The 15374-nt window shown below is 70.0% G+C and carries 15 protein-coding genes and 1 pseudogene; 10 read left to right on the top strand and 6 right to left on the bottom strand.

What is annotated here, in order from left to right:
* Window positions 1–289: 289 nt before the first annotated feature.
* Window positions 290–943 carry a DedA family protein gene (locus C2L58_RS25285; protein ID WP_103340090.1) on the top strand — a complete coding sequence of 218 codons (654 nt, stop codon included), beginning with the start codon at window positions 290–292 and terminating at the stop codon, window positions 941–943.
* On the opposite strand, the gene C2L58_RS25290 is transcribed toward C2L58_RS25285, so the two are convergent.
* Window positions 940–1833 (bottom strand): EamA family transporter, encoded by an 894-nt coding sequence (locus tag C2L58_RS25290; protein ID WP_103340091.1) that lies wholly within the window; start codon window positions 1831–1833, stop codon window positions 940–942. The genes C2L58_RS25285 and C2L58_RS25290 overlap by 4 nt on opposite strands.
* 86 nt (window positions 1834–1919) lie before the next feature.
* Here C2L58_RS25290 and C2L58_RS25295 point away from each other — a divergent pair, with 86 nt between their 5' ends.
* Entirely contained in the window at window positions 1920–2828 is a 909-nt protein-coding gene (locus C2L58_RS25295) for a LysR family transcriptional regulator (RefSeq protein WP_103340092.1), read from the top strand.
* A gap of 25 nt (window positions 2829–2853) precedes the next feature.
* On the opposite strand, the gene C2L58_RS25300 is transcribed toward C2L58_RS25295, so the two are convergent.
* On the bottom strand, window positions 2854–3462 hold the full coding sequence (locus C2L58_RS25300) for a TetR/AcrR family transcriptional regulator (RefSeq protein WP_103340093.1): 609 nt from the start codon (window positions 3460–3462) through the stop codon (window positions 2854–2856).
* Between the two features lie 58 nt (window positions 3463–3520).
* Here C2L58_RS25300 and C2L58_RS25305 point away from each other — a divergent pair, with 58 nt between their 5' ends.
* Window positions 3521–4141 carry a peroxiredoxin-like family protein gene (locus C2L58_RS25305; RefSeq protein ID WP_103340094.1) on the top strand — a complete coding sequence of 207 codons (621 nt, stop codon included), beginning with the start codon at window positions 3521–3523 and terminating at the stop codon, window positions 4139–4141.
* Here C2L58_RS25305 and C2L58_RS25310 read toward each other — a convergent pair.
* On the bottom strand, window positions 4128–4679 hold the full coding sequence (locus C2L58_RS25310; protein WP_103340095.1) for a DedA family protein: 552 nt from the start codon (window positions 4677–4679) through the stop codon (window positions 4128–4130). The genes C2L58_RS25305 and C2L58_RS25310 overlap by 14 nt on opposite strands.
* Window positions 4680–4810: 131 nt before the next feature.
* On the opposite strand from C2L58_RS25310, the gene C2L58_RS25315 reads away from it, so the two are divergent.
* Together C2L58_RS25315 and C2L58_RS25320 are read left to right on the top strand one after the other, a co-directional pair.
* Window positions 4811–5713: an SDR family oxidoreductase gene (locus tag C2L58_RS25315; protein WP_103340096.1), complete on the top strand. Its 903-nt coding sequence runs from the start codon at window positions 4811–4813 to the stop codon at window positions 5711–5713.
* A 201-nt stretch (window positions 5714–5914) separates the two neighbouring features.
* A pseudogene (locus C2L58_RS25320) lies at window positions 5915–6688 on the top strand (ISAs1 family transposase); the annotation flags it as partial.
* Window positions 6689–7180: 492 nt separating this feature from the next.
* Here C2L58_RS25320 and C2L58_RS25325 read toward each other — a convergent pair.
* Window positions 7181–8152, bottom strand: coding sequence for a helix-turn-helix transcriptional regulator (locus C2L58_RS25325; protein WP_103340097.1), 972 nt, complete (start codon window positions 8150–8152; stop codon window positions 7181–7183).
* Between the two features lie 3 nt (window positions 8153–8155).
* The gene (leuA, locus tag C2L58_RS25330; protein ID WP_199191431.1) at window positions 8156–9919 is read right to left on the bottom strand and encodes a 2-isopropylmalate synthase; all 1764 of its coding nucleotides are present in this window, start codon (window positions 9917–9919) and stop codon (window positions 8156–8158) included.
* 225 nt (window positions 9920–10144) lie between these two features.
* Between leuA and C2L58_RS25335 the strand changes: the two genes are divergently transcribed.
* Window positions 10145–10510, top strand: a complete 366-nt coding sequence (locus C2L58_RS25335; protein ID WP_103340099.1) for a hypothetical protein — start codon at window positions 10145–10147, stop codon at window positions 10508–10510.
* Here C2L58_RS25335 and C2L58_RS25340 read toward each other — a convergent pair.
* Window positions 10505–11095 carry a nitroreductase family protein gene (locus tag C2L58_RS25340; protein WP_233225922.1) on the bottom strand — a complete coding sequence of 197 codons (591 nt, stop codon included), beginning with the start codon at window positions 11093–11095 and terminating at the stop codon, window positions 10505–10507. The two genes, C2L58_RS25335 and C2L58_RS25340, sit on opposite strands and share 6 nt — an antisense overlap.
* 228 nt (window positions 11096–11323) lie before the next feature.
* Between C2L58_RS25340 and C2L58_RS25345 the strand changes: the two genes are divergently transcribed.
* The 4 genes from C2L58_RS25345 (at window position 11324) to C2L58_RS25360 (ending at window position 15311) form a co-directional block, all read left to right on the top strand.
* Window positions 11324–12589, top strand: a complete 1266-nt coding sequence (locus C2L58_RS25345) for an aspartate kinase (protein WP_093946197.1) — start codon at window positions 11324–11326, stop codon at window positions 12587–12589.
* Complete coding sequence (locus tag C2L58_RS25350; protein WP_103340101.1) at window positions 12589–13629, top strand: aspartate-semialdehyde dehydrogenase; 1041 nt, start codon at window positions 12589–12591, stop codon at window positions 13627–13629. Before C2L58_RS25345 ends, C2L58_RS25350 begins: the two co-directional genes overlap by 1 nt.
* Before the next feature lie 93 nt (window positions 13630–13722).
* On the top strand, window positions 13723–14913 hold the full coding sequence (locus C2L58_RS25355) for an RtcB family protein (protein WP_103340102.1): 1191 nt from the start codon (window positions 13723–13725) through the stop codon (window positions 14911–14913).
* A 17-nt stretch (window positions 14914–14930) separates the two neighbouring features.
* Window positions 14931–15311 (top strand): hypothetical protein, encoded by a 381-nt coding sequence (locus C2L58_RS25360; protein ID WP_199191432.1) that lies wholly within the window; start codon window positions 14931–14933, stop codon window positions 15309–15311.
* Window positions 15312–15374 lie beyond the last annotated feature (63 nt).

Raw genomic sequence — 15374 nt, forward strand, 5'->3', positions numbered from 1 at the left:
CCGAACGCCGGATTGTTCAACGGCCGTCACGCCGCGTCAAGGCGGGAAAGCGTGCCTTGACCCGGCGTGCCGTCCGCTGATGCGGCCGCGTATCGGTTCGGCAGGGGGGTGTGCTCGCTGGGGCTCCGGGAGCGCCGTTTTCCGGCAGCTCCGTCGCTCGCCCCACTGGGTGACCCCGACCTAAGTCGTACCTCGGTCAATACCTGAGGATGCCGCCCGGCGCGGGCCGTCCCGGTACTCTTCGGAAAGCGAACACCAATCCCGACGTACGTTGCAGGGGGTACGGGCTGTGCACATCGACCAGTGGCTGGAGGCGATCCCGCCGATCTCGGTGTACCTGATCGTCGGTGCGGTGATCATGATCGAAAGCCTCGGTATTCCCCTGCCCGGCGAGGTGGTGCTGGTCAGCGCCGCCCTGCTCACGCTGAGCCACCCGAACCTGAGCCCGTTGTGGGTCGGCGTTGTGGCCAGTGCCGGTGCCATCATCGGGGACAGCATCGGCTATCTGATCGGGAAAACCGGCGGTCAGCGGCTGTTCGCCTGGGCCGGCCGGAAGTTCCCCAAGCACTTCGGGCCGACGCACATCGCCAACGCCGAACGGATCTTCAACAAGCGTGGCATGTGGGCCGTCTTCTTCGGCCGGTTCATCGCGTTCCTGCGCATCCTCGCCGGTCCGCTCGCCGGGTCGCTGCGCATGCACTACCCGAAATTCCTGATCGCCAACGCGCTCGGCGGCATCGCCTGGGCAGGCGGCACCACCGCCCTCATCTACTACGTCGGGGAGGCCGCCGAGAAGTGGCTCGGCGACTTCTCCAAGTACGGCCTGATCGCCGCGATCGTCCTCGGCGTCGTCGTCTTCATCGTCATGAAGAAGCGGCTCGGCCGCGAGCACAAGGGCGAGAGCGACGCGGAAACCCCGAAGCAGGAAGAGACCGCCGCCTAGACCGCGACTAGCTCGGGCTTGGGTGCGGGCCGTTTCAGGGAGCCGAGCAGCACGCCCGCGATCACGACGACGGCGGCGCCGACCTCCGGCCAGGTCGGCCGCTCGCCCAGCAGCAGGAACGACGCCGTCAGCCCGACCACCGGCACCAGCAGCGAGAACGGCGACACCACGCCGGCCGGGTTGCGCCGCATCAGCGTCGTCCACAGGCCCGATCCGACGACCGTGCCGATCAGCACGACGTAGGTCAGGCCGCCCAGCGCGGTCAGGCCGACCGGGGTCCCGAGCGTCGTCAGCGACCGCCACTGCGCGGCCGGGCCCTCCATGACCAGCGAAAGCGCGAACATCGGCAGCGGCGGCACCACCGACATCCACAGCGTGAAGTGCAGCGGGTTGTCCGGCTTGGCCTGGCGCGTGCTCAGGTTGCCGAACGCCCAGCTCAGCGCGGCCAGCAGCGTCAGGATCATCGGCAGCAGCGCGGCGTGCCCGGACCGCTGCCACGCGATCGCGGCCATCCCGGCCACCGCCAGCGCGATGCCGGCCAGCTGCTGCGGCGTGACGCGTTCGCCCAGGAAAACAGCGCCGAGGAGCACCGTGAACGGCGCCGACGCCTGCAGCACCAGCGACGCGAGCCCGGTCGGCATGCCGGTGTCCATCGCGATGAACAGGAACGCGAACTGGCCGGTGCCGAAGCCGAGGCCGTACCCGAGCAGGTGCCGCACCGGCACCTTCGGCCACGGCACGAACAAGATCGTCGGGACGGCGATCACGGCGAACCGCAGCGCGCCCGCGAACACCGGCGGGAACTGGCCGAGCGTGGCGTGGATGGCCAGGAAGTTGAGGCCCCAGAGGACGGCGACGAGCACGGCGAGCAGGCGATCACGGGCGGGCATGCCTCCACTGTGACAACGAGGACAGTGAAGGACCAGCGAGAATATCTGCAGGAACCTTGTAGCGGTGCTTCAAGTACAGTGTCGGCGTGGATCTGGGCCGGTTGCGTACGCTGCGGGAGTTCGCCGACCGCGGGAGCGTGACGGCGGCCGCGCGGGCGCTGCACTGCACGCCGTCGGCGGTCTCGCAGCAGCTGCGCGCGTTGCAGGGCGAGGTCGGCCTCCCGCTCACCGAGCCGGCGGGCCGCGGCCTGCGGCTGACCGACGCCGGCCGCGCGCTGGTCGCCCGCGCCGACGAGGTGCTCGCCGCGCTCGAGCGGGCGGAGTCCGAATTGGACACCTACCGCAGCGCGCCGCGCGGGCGGGTGCGGATCGCGATCTTCCAGTCGGCCGGCCTGATGCTGCTGCCGGGGCTGCTGACCCGCGTCGCCGGGTACGACGGCCTGGAGATCGACGTCCGGGACGTCGACATGACGCCGCCCGAGGTGCCCGGCCTGGTCGCGGACTACGACATCGTCGTGGCGCACCGCGACGAGCACGCGCCGGAGTTCGCCTCGAGCCGCCTCGACGTGGTGCCGCTGCTGCGTGAACCGCTCGACGTCGCGCTGCCGGCCGGGCACCGGCTGGCGGACCAGCGCCGCGTGGAGCTGGCGGAGCTGGCGGACGAACGCTGGATCAGCGTCGACTTCGGCTTCCCGGTGGACGACGTGCTGCGCTCGCTGACCACCCGCACCGGCGTGCGGCCGGTCGTGGTGCAGCGGATCAACGACTTCCGGATCACCGAACGGCTGGTCGCCGCCGGCCACGGCATCGCCCTGCTGCCCCGGTACACGATGAACACCGGCCCCGGCAGCGGGCTGGTCGGGCGGCCGCTCGCCGGCATCCGCGCGGCCCGCCTGGTGGAGGCGGTCTGCCGGACCGGCGCCCGTCAGCGCCCTGCGGTGGCCCAGGTAATCGAGGAACTGCGCGCAGAGATCGGTCAGCTCACCGGCTCGTGAGTGGCAAGGCGGGTTCTAACCCGCCTTACCACTCACGAGCGTGGGAGCGCAGGTAGGCCAGCGCGATGGCGAGCGCGTCCTCCAGCGCTGTGAGGTCGTGCCGGATGTGCGCCAGCAGCAGTCCACCTTGGACGGACGTCATCGCCGCCTGCGCCAGCCGCGCCGGGTCGGCGTCCGCGGCCAGTTCGCCGTTGTCCTGCAGGGTTTTCAGTCCGCGCGCGAGATGGGACTCCCACGTCCGGTAGGCCTGGTCGACCAGCGGCGCGAGCTTCGGGTTGTCGCCCACTTCGCCGGCGAGGTTGCCCAGCGGGCAGGCGATCGGGGCGCCCGCGCGGCGGTGGACGTCCAGCAGCTGCTCGGTCCACGTTTCCAGATCGGCCCAGGAGGCCAGCGTGAAGATCGCCGGCTGGTTGCCGAGGACCTGCTCGAGGTAGCGATCGATCACCGCCCCGACCAGCTGTTCCTTGTTCTTGAAGTAGTGGTACATCTGCGATTTCCCGGCCCCGCTCGCGGCGAGCACCTTGTCGACGCTCGTGCCCGCGACGCCGTCGACGTACATCAGCGTGGCCGCCGCGTCGACGATCGCCTCGCGGGTCCGCCTGCCGCGCGGGGTCGAAGCCGCTTGCGTGTCCATGTACCGGATAGTACAGTCTGCTTCACTGTACCAATCAGTACAACTGCTAGGGGGATCCATGACACTCGAGAACGCCCTGATCGGGGTCAACGACCAAGCCCGCGGGGCCCTGCCGCCGGAGATCTTCGCGATCCTCGAAGCCGACCGCCGCCGCGGCGGCGCGACCGAGTTCGCCGAAGCGGGTGGCAAGATCGAAGACTTCACGCTGCCCGGCGCCGACGGGGTGCCGGCGAGCCTCGGCGAGCTGGTGGCGGCCGGGCCGGCGGTGCTCGTGTTCTACCGCGGCCAGTGGTGCCCGTACTGCAACCTGACACTGCGCACCTACCAGCAGGAAGTGCTGCCCGAGCTGGGGAAGTACGGCGCGACGCTGGCCGCGATCAGCCCGCAGCGGCCGGACGGCTCGGTGCCGGTCGAAGACCTGGGGTTCCCGGTGCTTTCGGACGTGGGCAGCACGGTCGCGCGCGGACTCGGGCTGAGCTACCCGGTGTCCGAGCCCGTGCGCGACGCCATGGAGTCGCTCGGCACCGACCTCGAGAAGGTCAACGGCACCTGGGAACTGGTCCACCCGGCGGTGGTCGTGGTCGACCGCGACCGGGTGATCCGCTACATCGACGTCCACCCGGACTTCGTCACGCGCACCGAACCGGCGGACATCCTGGAAGCGGTCAAGTCGCTTTAGCGCTGTGTTTCACGCTGTAGGTGATCACCGAACCCAGGACCAGGGCCACGGCCAGGGAGAGCAGCAGGCTGATCCCGGGTTCGGTGACGATCCGGCCGCCCGCGTAGCCGAGGAAGGCCACGTACGACGTCCAGAGAGTGACGCCGACGGCCGAGGCGGTGAAGAACTCCGCCATCGGCCACCGGAGTGATCCGGCGAGGAGGGCGCCGAGGGTCCCGCCCGACGGCAGCCAGCGGGCGACCACCAGCACCGGCCGGGGATGGCGCTGCAGCCGCCCGTCGAGCCAGCCGAGGCCGGCGGCGATCTTCTTCCGCCGGCTCAGCCGGTCCAGCGCCGCCCGGCCACCGAACCGGCCGAGGGCGTAGAGCGCCTGGTCGGACGCCAGGCACCCGGCACTCGCCACGGCGATCACCAGCGCCAGCGACGTCCCGCCCTGCGCGGCCTCGATGCCCATGCCGAGGATGGTCACCTCGGTGGGCAGCAGCGGCACGAGCGCGACGACGAACAGCACCAGCAGGCCCGCCGTCGATCCGTTCACACCTCCATTAACCGCCCGCTCCCCGTGAAGCACTCCCGATCAGCGGGGACTCACAGCAACCCGACAGCTCGTCCACAGACTCGCCGAAACCATGCCAGGAGTTGTCATGGTTCGCCGTGAGGCTGGGGCGCATGAACACACTTTCCGGAAAAGTCGCCCTGGTGGCGGGCGGTACGCGCGGCGCGAGCCGGGCGATCGCCGTCGAACTGGGCCGCGCGGGCGCCTTCGTCTACGTGACCGGCCGGACGACGCGCGCCGGACGGTCCGAAGTGGACCGCCCCGAAACGATCGAAGAGACGGCCGAGCTGATCGAGCGGGCGGGCGGGGCGGCGGAAGCGATCCGCGTCGACCACCTGGTGCCGGCCGAGGTCGAAGCCCTGGCCAAGCGCATCGATCGCCTCGACATCCTGGTCGACGGCCTGTGGGGCGGTGACCAGCACCTGGGCTGGGGCAAGCCGGTGTGGGAGCACGACCTCGACGCGGGCCTGCGGATGATCCGCCTCGGCATCGACGCGCACCTGATCACCAGCCACTTCCTGCTCCCGCTGCTGATCGGCCGGCCGGGCGGGCTGGTCGTCGAGCTGACCGACGGGACGGCCGAGTACAACGCGGAGTACCGCGAAGGCACTTCGCTGCCGTTCTACCTGGCGAAGGCGTCGGCGCACCTGCTCGCGATCGGTGAGGCGGCCGAGCTGGCCGCCCACGGTGCGACGGCGGTGGCCTTCACCCCGGGATACCTGCGGTCGGAGGCGATGCTGGAGGACTACGGGGTCACGGAGGAGAACTGGCGCGACGCTTGCGAGCGCGTGCCGCACTTCGCGATTTCCGAGACGCCGACGTTCGTCGGCCGCACGGTGGCGGCGCTGGCCGCGGACCCGGACCGGCACCGGTGGACCGGGCGGACGTTGAACAGCGGGCAGCTGGCGAAGGAATACGGCGTGGACGATGTGGACGGCAGCCGGCCGGACGGCTGGCGGTACATGACGGAGGTGGCGGACGCGGGAAAGCCCGCGGACACCACCGGCTACCGCTGACGCGCCCCCCGCCCTCCCTGGCAGGGTTCCGGCAAAGTCTTGTGGCCTGGTTGCAGGGCGGGCACGGCTCTCGTTGATCATGTGATTGTCGAAGTCCCATGATCGTGTGAGAGAGCCGTGCCCGCTGCCCAATCGTGCCTGATCCCTGTCGTACGTGATCGCCTGGCCCCGGTCGTTGATCCCGCCACCGACCCACTATGGATGCCTGACCTGCGGAAACATCTCGCCGGGGTGCCTGATCCACGAGATCGGCGTGGTGTGCGGCATTCGATCGGGTCGATCGTGGCGCTCGCCGCCGCAGCCGTCGTCGCGGGCGCACAATCCTTCACCGCGATCGGCGAATGGGCCGCCGACGCCCCACAACCAGTACTGGCCGCATTGGGCGCCCGATTCGATTCCCGCCAAGCCCGGTACGCAGCACCCGATGAGGCCACTGTGCGGCGCGTGGCCGGCCGGGTCGACGGCGACATCCTCGACGACGTGATCAGCAGCTGGCTCACCGGACACGACACCAGCGGCAACACTGATCCGGCCGAAACCGCGCCGACCGCGATCGCGGTGGACGGCAAATCCCTGCGCGGCACCTTCACCCGCACCGGAGGCGCCGGAGTGCACCTGCTGGCCGCGATCACCCACGACAACGCCGTCGTCGTCGGGCAACGCCAGGTACCGGCCGGCAGCAGCGAAATCACCTGGTTCCAGCCGCTGCTGGACACCATCGACCTGGCCGGGCGGGTGGTCACCGCCGATGCCCTGCACACCACCGCCGACCATGCCCGCTACCTGCATCGACGCGGCGCCGACTACGTCTTCACCGTCAAGGAGAACCAGCACCGTCTCCATGGCCTGCTCGACACCCTGCCCTGGCACGAGATCCCCGCCCACATCACCACCGGCCACGGCCACGGCCGCAGCGAACGCCGCACCGTCCAGCTCGCATCCCTGGGCGAGTTCCTCGGCTACCCGGTCATCGACTTCCCGCATGCGAGGCACGCGTTCCTCATCGAGCGCTACACCACCCACCACACCCAGCCGGAAACGCTCCGCCCACACCGCATTCGGACTCACCAGCCTCACCGGCCGCTATGCCCACCCCGCCCACATCGGAGGCTACGTCCGCGGGCACTGGCACATCGAAAACACACTGCACTGGGTCCGCGACGTCACCTACAACGAAGACCAATCCCGAGCCCGCACCGGCACCGTACCCCGGGTGATGGCCAGCCTCCGCAACCTCGCCACCAGCGCACACCGGCAAGCCGGGCACACCAACATCGCCCAAGCCCTGCGCCACACCGCCCGAGCCCTCACCCTGCTCGGAATCCCCACATGACAACACCACGACTTTGCCGGAACCCTGCCCTCCCTGGGGGGCGTCCCCGAGTCCAGTCTATCGGTGAGGGGCGACAAAACCGGCCGAACGCCCACTGCGGCCGGGAGTTGTCCACATTCGCCAACCCCTGTGGATCAGTCGTTGCGGGCGGCCAGTTCCGCGCCGATCGCGGCCAGCGCCGCCCGCAGCGAAGCCGGCTCCAGCACCTCCACGCCCGGGCTCAACGCCACCAGCTGGCCGAGGCCGATCTCGTCGTCTTCCAGGGCGAGCTCGGCCTCGGCCCAGCCGTCCGCGTCCGGCGTCCCGAGCGAGACCAGCGTGTCCGCCAGGTGCTCGTCCCCGAACACGCGACGCAGTTCCCGCACCGCCGTGCGGTTCAGGCGCGCGCGTACCCGCAGCGGCCGCGGCACCTGCTCGAACGCCGCCGACGATGAACGCCACCAGTCGGCCAGGTCGAACGATGACGGCCGCGAGAAGGCGGTTTCCGAAGCGACGACCTCCAAGATCCGCGACACCCGGTAAGTACGCACAGCGTCGTCCGGGACCACGCGCGCCACCAGGTACCAGACCCCTGCCTTCAGCACGAGCCCCAGCGGCTCCAGCTCCCGCGACGCCACCTTGTCCCGGCGCCGGTACGCCACCGAGATCCGCCGCTGCGACCACACCGCGCGCACCACCGCCGCCAGCGCCGGCGGCTCGTCCGGCGAGCCGAACCAGCCCGGTGCGTCCAGGTGGAACCGGCCCGCCACCAGAGCCGCGTGTTCCCGCAGCTCGGCGGGCATTCCCGCGGACACCTTCGCCCGCGCCGCGCTGCCCGCGGTGTCGAGACCGAGCCCGGCGAGCGCGTCCGGCACCCCCAGCGCGAACAGCGCGACGGCCTCCCGCGCGGTGAGGCCGTCGAGCCCGGAGCGCCAGCCGTCGACCAGGCGGAAGCCGCCGTGCCGCCCCTGCTCCGTCCACAGCGGAACGCCCGCTTCGCGCAGGGCCGCCAGGTCGCGGTGCATCGTGCGCTCGGAGACGCCGAGCTCCACCGCGAGCTCGGCGGCGGTCGCGCTGCGCCGCCGTTGCAGCGTGAACAGCAGCGCGACCAGCCGCTCGGCTTTCACCAGCTAGCGGTTGGCGCGGTTCACCGCCGAAACGACCGCGCGCAGCGACGCCGTGACGATCGACGGGTCGATGCCGATGCCCCAGAACACCCGGTCCGAGATCGCGCACTCGATGTACGACGCGGCGCGCGCGTCGTCGCCCGGCGAGAGCGTGTGCTCGCTGTAGTCCAGCAGGCGCAGGTCGAAGCCCACCGTCGACAGCGCGTCGAAGAACGCCGCGATCGGACCGTTGCCGCGGCCGGTGACCTCGTGCTCGTCACCCTCCACGCGCACGGTCGCGGTGATGTCGTACTCGCCGTCGCCGTTGTCGCGGACGTGCTGGCGGACCAGCTCCAGCGGCGTCTTGAGCTCCAGGTACTCGGCCGAGAAGGCGTTGTACATCGTGGCCGGGTCGACCTCGCCGCCCTCGGTGTCGGTGTAGCGCTGGATGACCTTCGAGAACTCGATCTGCAGCCGCCGCGGCAGGTCGAGCTGGTGCTCGGCCTTCATGATGTAGGCGACGCCGCCCTTGCCGGACTGCGAGTTCACCCGGATCACGGCCTCGTACGTGCGGCCGACGTCCTTCGGGTCGATCGGCAGGTACGGGACCTCCCACGGGTACTCGTCGATCGGCACGCCCTGCTTGCCGGCGGCGTCCTTCAGCGCGTCGAGGCCCTTGTTGATCGCGTCCTGGTGGCTGCCCGAGAACGCGGTGAACACCAGGTCACCGCCCCACGGCGAGCGCTCGCCGACCGGCAGCTGGTTGCAGTACTCGACCGTCCGCTTGATCTCGTCCATGTCGGAGAAGTCGATCTGCGGGTCGATGCCCTGGCTGTAGAGGTTCATGCCCAGCGCGACCAGGTCGACGTTGCCGGTGCGCTCCCCGTTGCCGAACAGGCAGCCCTCGATCCGGTCGGCGCCGGCCTGGTAGCCCAGCTCGGCGGCGGCGATGCCGGTGCCGCGGTCGTTGTGCGGGTGCAGCGACAGGATCACCGAGTCGCGGCGTTCCAGGTTCCGGGACATCCACTCGATCGAGTCGGCGTAGACGTTCGGGGTGGCCATCTCGACGGTCGCCGGCAGGTTCAGGATGACCGACTTCTCCGGCGTCGGCTGCCAGATCTCGGTGACGGCGTTGCAGACCTCGAGCGCGTAGGACAGCTCGGTGCCGGTGTAGGACTCCGGCGAGTACTGGAACCGGAAGTCGGTGTCCGGCTGCTTCGCGGCCAGCTCGACGACCATTTCCGCGGCCTGCGTCGCGATCTTCTTGATGCCCTCGCGCTCCTCGCGGAAGACCACGCGGCGCTGCAGGATCGACGTCGAGTTGTAGATGTGGACGATCGCCCGCGGGGCGCCTTCGAGCGACTTGAAGGTCCGCTCGATCAGCTCGGGACGGCACTGGGTCAGCACCTGGATGCTGACGTCGTCCGGGATGGCGTGCTCTTCGATGATCTCGCGGACGAAGTCGAAGTCGGTCTGCGACGCGGCCGGGAAGCCGACCTCGATCTCCTTGTAGCCCATGCGTACGAGCAGGTCGAAGAACTTGCGCTTGCGCGCGGGCGACATCGGGTCGATCAGGGCCTGGTTGCCGTCACGCAGGTCGACGGCGCACCACAGCGGCGCGCGGTCGATGCGCTTCTCGGGCCAGGTGCGGTCGGGCAGATCGATGTTCTCGATCAGGTCGTACCAGGGGCGGTAGCGGTGCACCGGCATGGACGTGCCGCGCTGGGTGTTCCAGGCGGGCTGGTCGGCGGGAGCCGGGCGAGAGGGTTTGCGGATGCGCGAGCTCATGAAAGGGGTGTCTCCAGATCGACGGGTGCGACCGGCACCACGAAGCCCCGCGACGGGGAGCCGGTCCGGTCAGGCCCCGTCGCGGCAGCGAAGCAGGAGAGCACGCGCCACGGACCCACCATAACCAGGGAACGCGGGCGGAGGGAAGCCGGGCCGCAACATAACCGTGACCCGGTCGGTTACCTGTGGGTAGCAATCGGCGTGGCACCGTGCGAAACTGCGGGCATGGGTGAGCACGCAGAGTCGTCGGAGGAGACCCGTGTCTCCCGTCGCGCCGCCGTCGACTGGCGCCGGACCGGGGGCCGGGTGGCCTCGCTGGTCGCGTCGATCGTCCGCTGGGTGGGCCTGGTCTTCGCCGCGATCCTGGTGATCCACGTGATCTTCACGGTCGGCTCGGCCAACCCGGACAACGGCATCGTCTCGTTCGTGAAGTCCTGGGCCGACAGCCTCGCGCTCGGCTTCAGCGACCTGTTCACCCCGAGTGACCAAAAGCTGCGCGTCCTGGTGAACTACGGCATCGCGGCGATCTTCTGGCTCGTGGTGTCCGGGATCCTGGCCAAGGTCATCCGCCGCGCCGGCGGGGCGTCATAGCGCCGGTTTGCCCCACTGGCCGCTGAACGCGAACTCCGCCAGCGGCAGCCGCACCCGGTCCGCCTTCTCGCGCTCGATCCGCCAGTCCTCCGCCAGCACGTCCGGCTCGGCCGGCGACCCCACCGCGATCGCCACCTTCGGCACCGCGTCCTCCGGGAGGGCGAAAGCCGCCTGGACGGCGTCCGGGGAGAAGCCCGCCATCTGGTGGGCGATCAGCCCCAGCTCGACCGCCTGCAGCACGAGGTTCTCCGAAGCCAGCCCGAGCCCGTATTCGGCGTAGGGGACTTCCCCCTTCTCGTTCGTCGTCATCATCACGCCGATCAGCAGCAGGCTCGCCCGGTGCGCCCAGGCCCGGTTGCCCGAATTGAGCGTCGCGAGGATGTCGTCGAACGTCGTCGTGCCGCGGACGCCCACCAGGTAGCGGGCCGGCTGGGTGTTGCCGAACGACGGCGCCCAGCGGGCCGCCTCGAGGAGGGCCCGCACCTGTTCCGGGGTGACCGCGGCCGACTCGTCGTAAGCCCGCGGGCTCCACCGTTCCGCCATCAGGGTTGCGATCGGGACGCTCGTCACAGCTGGTTTCCGCACGTCCCTCACCGTACCCAGGCGTGCGCTGCATCACTCGGGAGGAAGGGCTCCGCGCATTTCGTTGGTGTTGCGGAAGATTTACTTCCCCGACACCCACCGGCGGGGTCCGCCCCACGTCAAGAGGGTGGCGGGCCGCCGAAGCCCCGGTAGGCTCCAGTTCAAATCATGGGACGCGGGGGCTCTCCGGTGCCCACCAGGGAGCCGCCCGGCCCGCGAGGAGGTTCGGGCGTGGCCCTCGTGGTCCAGAAGTACGGCGGATCGTCGCTGGAAAGTGCCGACCGGATCAAGCGCGTGGCGGAGCGGATCGTCGCGACCAAGAAGGCGGGCAACGACGTCGTCGTCGTCTGCTCGGCGATGGGTGACACCACCGACGAGCTGCTCGACCTGGCGCAGCAGGTCAACCCGGCGCCGCCGGAGCGGGAAATGGACATGCTGCTCACCGCCGGTGAGCGCATCTCGAACTCGCTGGTCGCGATGGCGATCGCGGCCCAGGGCGCCGAGGCGTGGTCGTTCACCGGTTCGCAGGCCGGCGTCGTCACGACGTCGGTGCACGGCAACGCGCGCATCATCGACGTCACGCCGAGCCGGGTCACCGAGGCGCTCGAGCAGGGCTACATCGCGCTGGTCGCGGGCTTCCAGGGCGTCGCGCAGGACACCAAGGACATCACCACGCTGGGCCGCGGCGGCTCGGACACCACCGCCGTCGCGCTGGCCGCCGCGCTGAACGCCGACGTCTGCGAGATCTACTCCGATGTGGACGGTGTGTACACGGCCGACCCGCGGGTGGTGCCGGACGCGAAGAAGCTCGACACCGTCACGTACGAAGAGATGCTCGAGCTCGCCGCGAGCGGGTCGAAGATCCTGCACCTGCGGTCGGTCGAGTACGCGCGCCGCTACGGCGTCCCCATCCGAGTCCGTTCTTCCTACAGTGACAAGCCGGGCACGACGGTGACCGGTTCTATCGAGGAGATCCCCGTGGAACAAGCCCTGATCACCGGTGTGGCGCACGACCGCTCCGAAGCCAAGATCACGGTCACCGGGGTGCCGGACCATACCGGTGCCGCGGCCCGGATCTTCCGCGTGATCGCCGACGCCGAGATCGACATCGACATGGTGCTGCAGAACGTGTCCAGCACCGTCTCGGGCCGTACGGACATCACGTTCACGCTGTCGAAGGCCAACGGTGCGAAGGCCGTCAAGGAACTCGAGAAGGTCAAGGCGGAGATCGGCTTCGAGTCGGTCCTCTACGACGACCACGTCGGCAAGGTGTCGCTCGTCGGCGCCGGGATGCGCTCGCACCCGGGTGTCACGGCGACGTTCTGCGAGGCGCTGGCCGAGGCCGGCGTCAACATCGAAATCATCAACACCTCGGAGATCCGCATCTCGGTGCTGATCCGGGACGCGCAGCTCGACGACGCCGTGCGCGCGATCCACGAGGCGTTCGAACTCGGCGGCGACGAAGAAGCCGTCGTCTACGCGGGGAGTGGTCGCTGATGGCGGACGGGCTACGGGTCGGAGTGGTCGGCGCGACCGGCCAGGTCGGTGCGGTGATGCGCAAGCTGCTGGCGGAGCGGGAATTCCCGGTCGCCGAGCTGCGCTACTTCGCCTCGGCGCGCTCGGCGGGGACGAAACTCCCTTGGCGCGACACCGAAATCACCATCGAGGACGCCTCGACGGCGGATCCGTCCGGTTTGGACATCGCGCTGTTCTCGGCGGGCGGATCGACGTCGAAGGCGCAGGCGCCGCGGTTCGCCGCGGCCGGGGTCACGGTGATCGACAACTCCTCGGCGTTCCGGATGGACCCGGACGTGCCGCTGGTCGTCAGCGAGGTAAATCCGCAGGCCATCAAGGAGGCGCGGAAGGGGATCATCGCGAACCCCAACTGCACCACCATGGCGGCGATGCCGGTGCTGAAGCCGCTGCACGACGAAGCCGGGCTGGTCCGGCTGGTCGCGTCGACGTACCAGGCGGTGTCCGGCAGCGGCCTGGCCGGTGTCGACGAGCTCGCCGGCCAGGTGCGGGCGGCCGCCGAGCACGCGTCGCTGCTGACCCACGACGGCGCGGCGATCGAATTCCCGACGCCGGAGAAGTACGTCCGGCCCATCGCGTTCAACGTCCTGCCGATGGCCGGGTCCATTGTGGACGACGGCGAATTCGAGACGGACGAGGAGAAGAAGTTCCGCAACGAGAGCCGCAAGATCCTCAGCATCCCAGGGCTGGGCGTCTCGTGCACCTGCGTGCGCGTGCCGGTGTTCTCGGGCCACTCGATCTCGGTGAACGCGGAGTTCGAGCGGCCGCTGTCGGTCGAGCGCGCGACGGAGCTGCTGAACCACGCGCCGGGCGTCGAGCTGTCGGAGATCCCGACCCCGCTGCAGGCGGCGGGCAACGACCCGAGCTACGTCGGCCGGATCCGGGTGGACCAGGGCATCGAGGGCGGCCGCGGCCTGGCGCTGTTCATTTCGAACGACAACCTGCGCAAGGGCGCGGCGCTCAACGCCGTGCAGATCGCGGAGCTGGTGGCGCAGCAGCTGTAGTGACCACAGTGGACAACTGAAAACTCGCTTGGCCGTTTCGCGGTGCCCGGGGGATCCTGGGCACCGCGAAACGCTTTTCAAGGGGAGGAAATCATGTACACCGCGGTCGAAGGGGCCCGCGTCCCGATCCGGATGTGGGCGGATCCCGCGTCGGTCGAAGAGCAGGCCATGCGGCAGCTGCACAACGTCGCGAACCTGCCGTGGGTGCACGGCGTCGCCGTGATGCCCGATGTCCACTACGGCAAGGGGGCCACCGTCGGCAGCGTCATCGCCATGCGCGACGCCGTCTCGCCCGCCGCGGTCGGGGTCGACATCGGGTGCGGGATGAGCGCCGTCCGGACGTCGCTCACCGCGAGCGACCTGCCCGACGACCTCGGGAAGCTGCGCCGGCGCATCGAAAGCGCCGTGCCCGTCGGTTTCGGGCTGCACAAGACGCCCGTGAACCCGGCGAAGGTGCACGGCGTCGGCGGCTGGGACGCGTTCTGGAAGCAGTTCGGCGAGCTGCACACCGGCGTCCAGGACCTGCACGACCGGGCCGCGCGGCAGATCGGGAGCCTCGGCGGCGGGAACCACTTCATCGAGGTCTGCCTCGAGGAAGGCGGCGCCGACGAGGGCCGGGTCTGGCTGATGCTGCACTCGGGTTCGCGCAACATCGGCAAGGAGCTGGCCGAGCGGCACATGGCCGTCGCGCGCAAGCTTCCGCACAACGCCGACCTGCCCGACCGGGACCTCGCGGTGTTCGTCGCGGGCACGCCGGAGATGCACGCCTACCGGCGCGATCTGTTCTGGGCGCAGGACTACGCGGCGCGCAACCGGGCCACGATGGTCGCGCTGGTGAAGCTGGCGCTCGCGGACGTCGTGCCCGGCACGACCTTCGACGACGCGATCTCGTGCCACCACAACTACGTCACCGAAGAGACCTACGACGGCGTCGAGCTGCTCGTCACCCGGAAGGGCGCGATCCGCGCCGGATCGGGTGATCTCGGGATCATCCCGGGCAGCATGGGGACCGGTTCGTACATCGTCCGCGGGCTGGGCAACAGCTCGTCGTTCCAGTCGGCTTCGCACGGCGCCGGGCGGCGGATGTCGCGCACCAAGGCCAAGAAGCTGTACACCGCCGACGACCTCGCGGCGCAGACGGCCGGCGTCGAGTGCCGCAAGGACTCCGGCGTGGTCGACGAGATCCCGGCGGCCTACAAGGACATCGAAACGGTGATCCGCGCGCAGACGGACCTGGTCGAGGTGGTGGCGCACCTCAAGCAGGTGGTCTGCGTCAAGGGCTGACGGGTACCTTTGGCGCCATGACGAGGGGTGGAACGACGGCCGCGTTGCTGGCCGGGGTCGCACTGCTGCTGGGCGGGTGCACCGAGGTCGGCAACGCGGTCGACCAGGGGGGCAGGACGGCGGACAAGGTCGCGGCGTGCGCCGAGGCGCTCGGGCTCGCCGACCTGAACCCCCTGGTCGACCCGGCCAAGCTCAAGGCACGCGCCGAGGACAAGGAGAAGCGGCTGCGCGAGCTCGCGGGCGACGTCCAGGACCAGGACGTCAAGAACGCGCTGCTCGGCATGGCCGACTCCTACGTCCAGGTGCAGAAGGAACGCATCGAGGACGCCGGCGTCGTCGCCCAGTGGGTGCAGCGCAACGTGGTCAAGCTCGACGCGCTCCGCGCCGCCTGCGGCTGAGCAGTCTGCCGCGGCTGTCGTGAGTGGTAATCAGGGTTCTAACCCGAATTACCACTCACGACA

The organism is Amycolatopsis sp. CA-126428 (assembly GCF_002904335.1).
Taxonomy (GTDB): domain Bacteria; phylum Actinomycetota; class Actinomycetes; order Mycobacteriales; family Pseudonocardiaceae; genus Amycolatopsis.

Bases quoted from the DNA above. Each gene is read 5' to 3' on its own strand.
- C2L58_RS25290 (WP_103340091.1), bottom strand. From the start codon at position 1,833: ATGCCCGCCCGTGATCGCCTGCTCGCCGTGCTCGTCGCCGTCCTCTGG.
- C2L58_RS25300 (WP_103340093.1), bottom strand. From the start codon at position 3,462: ATGGACACGCAAGCGGCTTCGACCCCGCGCGGCAGGCGGACCCGCGAG.
- C2L58_RS25305 (WP_103340094.1), top strand. From the start codon at position 3,521: ATGACACTCGAGAACGCCCTGATCGGGGTCAACGACCAAGCCCGCGGG.
- C2L58_RS25315 (WP_103340096.1), top strand. From the start codon at position 4,811: ATGAACACACTTTCCGGAAAAGTCGCCCTGGTGGCGGGCGGTACGCGC.
- leuA (WP_199191431.1), bottom strand. From the start codon at position 9,919: ATGAGCTCGCGCATCCGCAAACCCTCTCGCCCGGCTCCCGCCGACCAG.
- C2L58_RS25335 (WP_103340099.1), top strand. From the start codon at position 10,145: ATGGGTGAGCACGCAGAGTCGTCGGAGGAGACCCGTGTCTCCCGTCGC.
- C2L58_RS25350 (WP_103340101.1), top strand. From the start codon at position 12,589: ATGGCGGACGGGCTACGGGTCGGAGTGGTCGGCGCGACCGGCCAGGTC.
- C2L58_RS25355 (WP_103340102.1), top strand. From the start codon at position 13,723: ATGTACACCGCGGTCGAAGGGGCCCGCGTCCCGATCCGGATGTGGGCG.
- C2L58_RS25360 (WP_199191432.1), top strand. From the start codon at position 14,931: ATGACGAGGGGTGGAACGACGGCCGCGTTGCTGGCCGGGGTCGCACTG.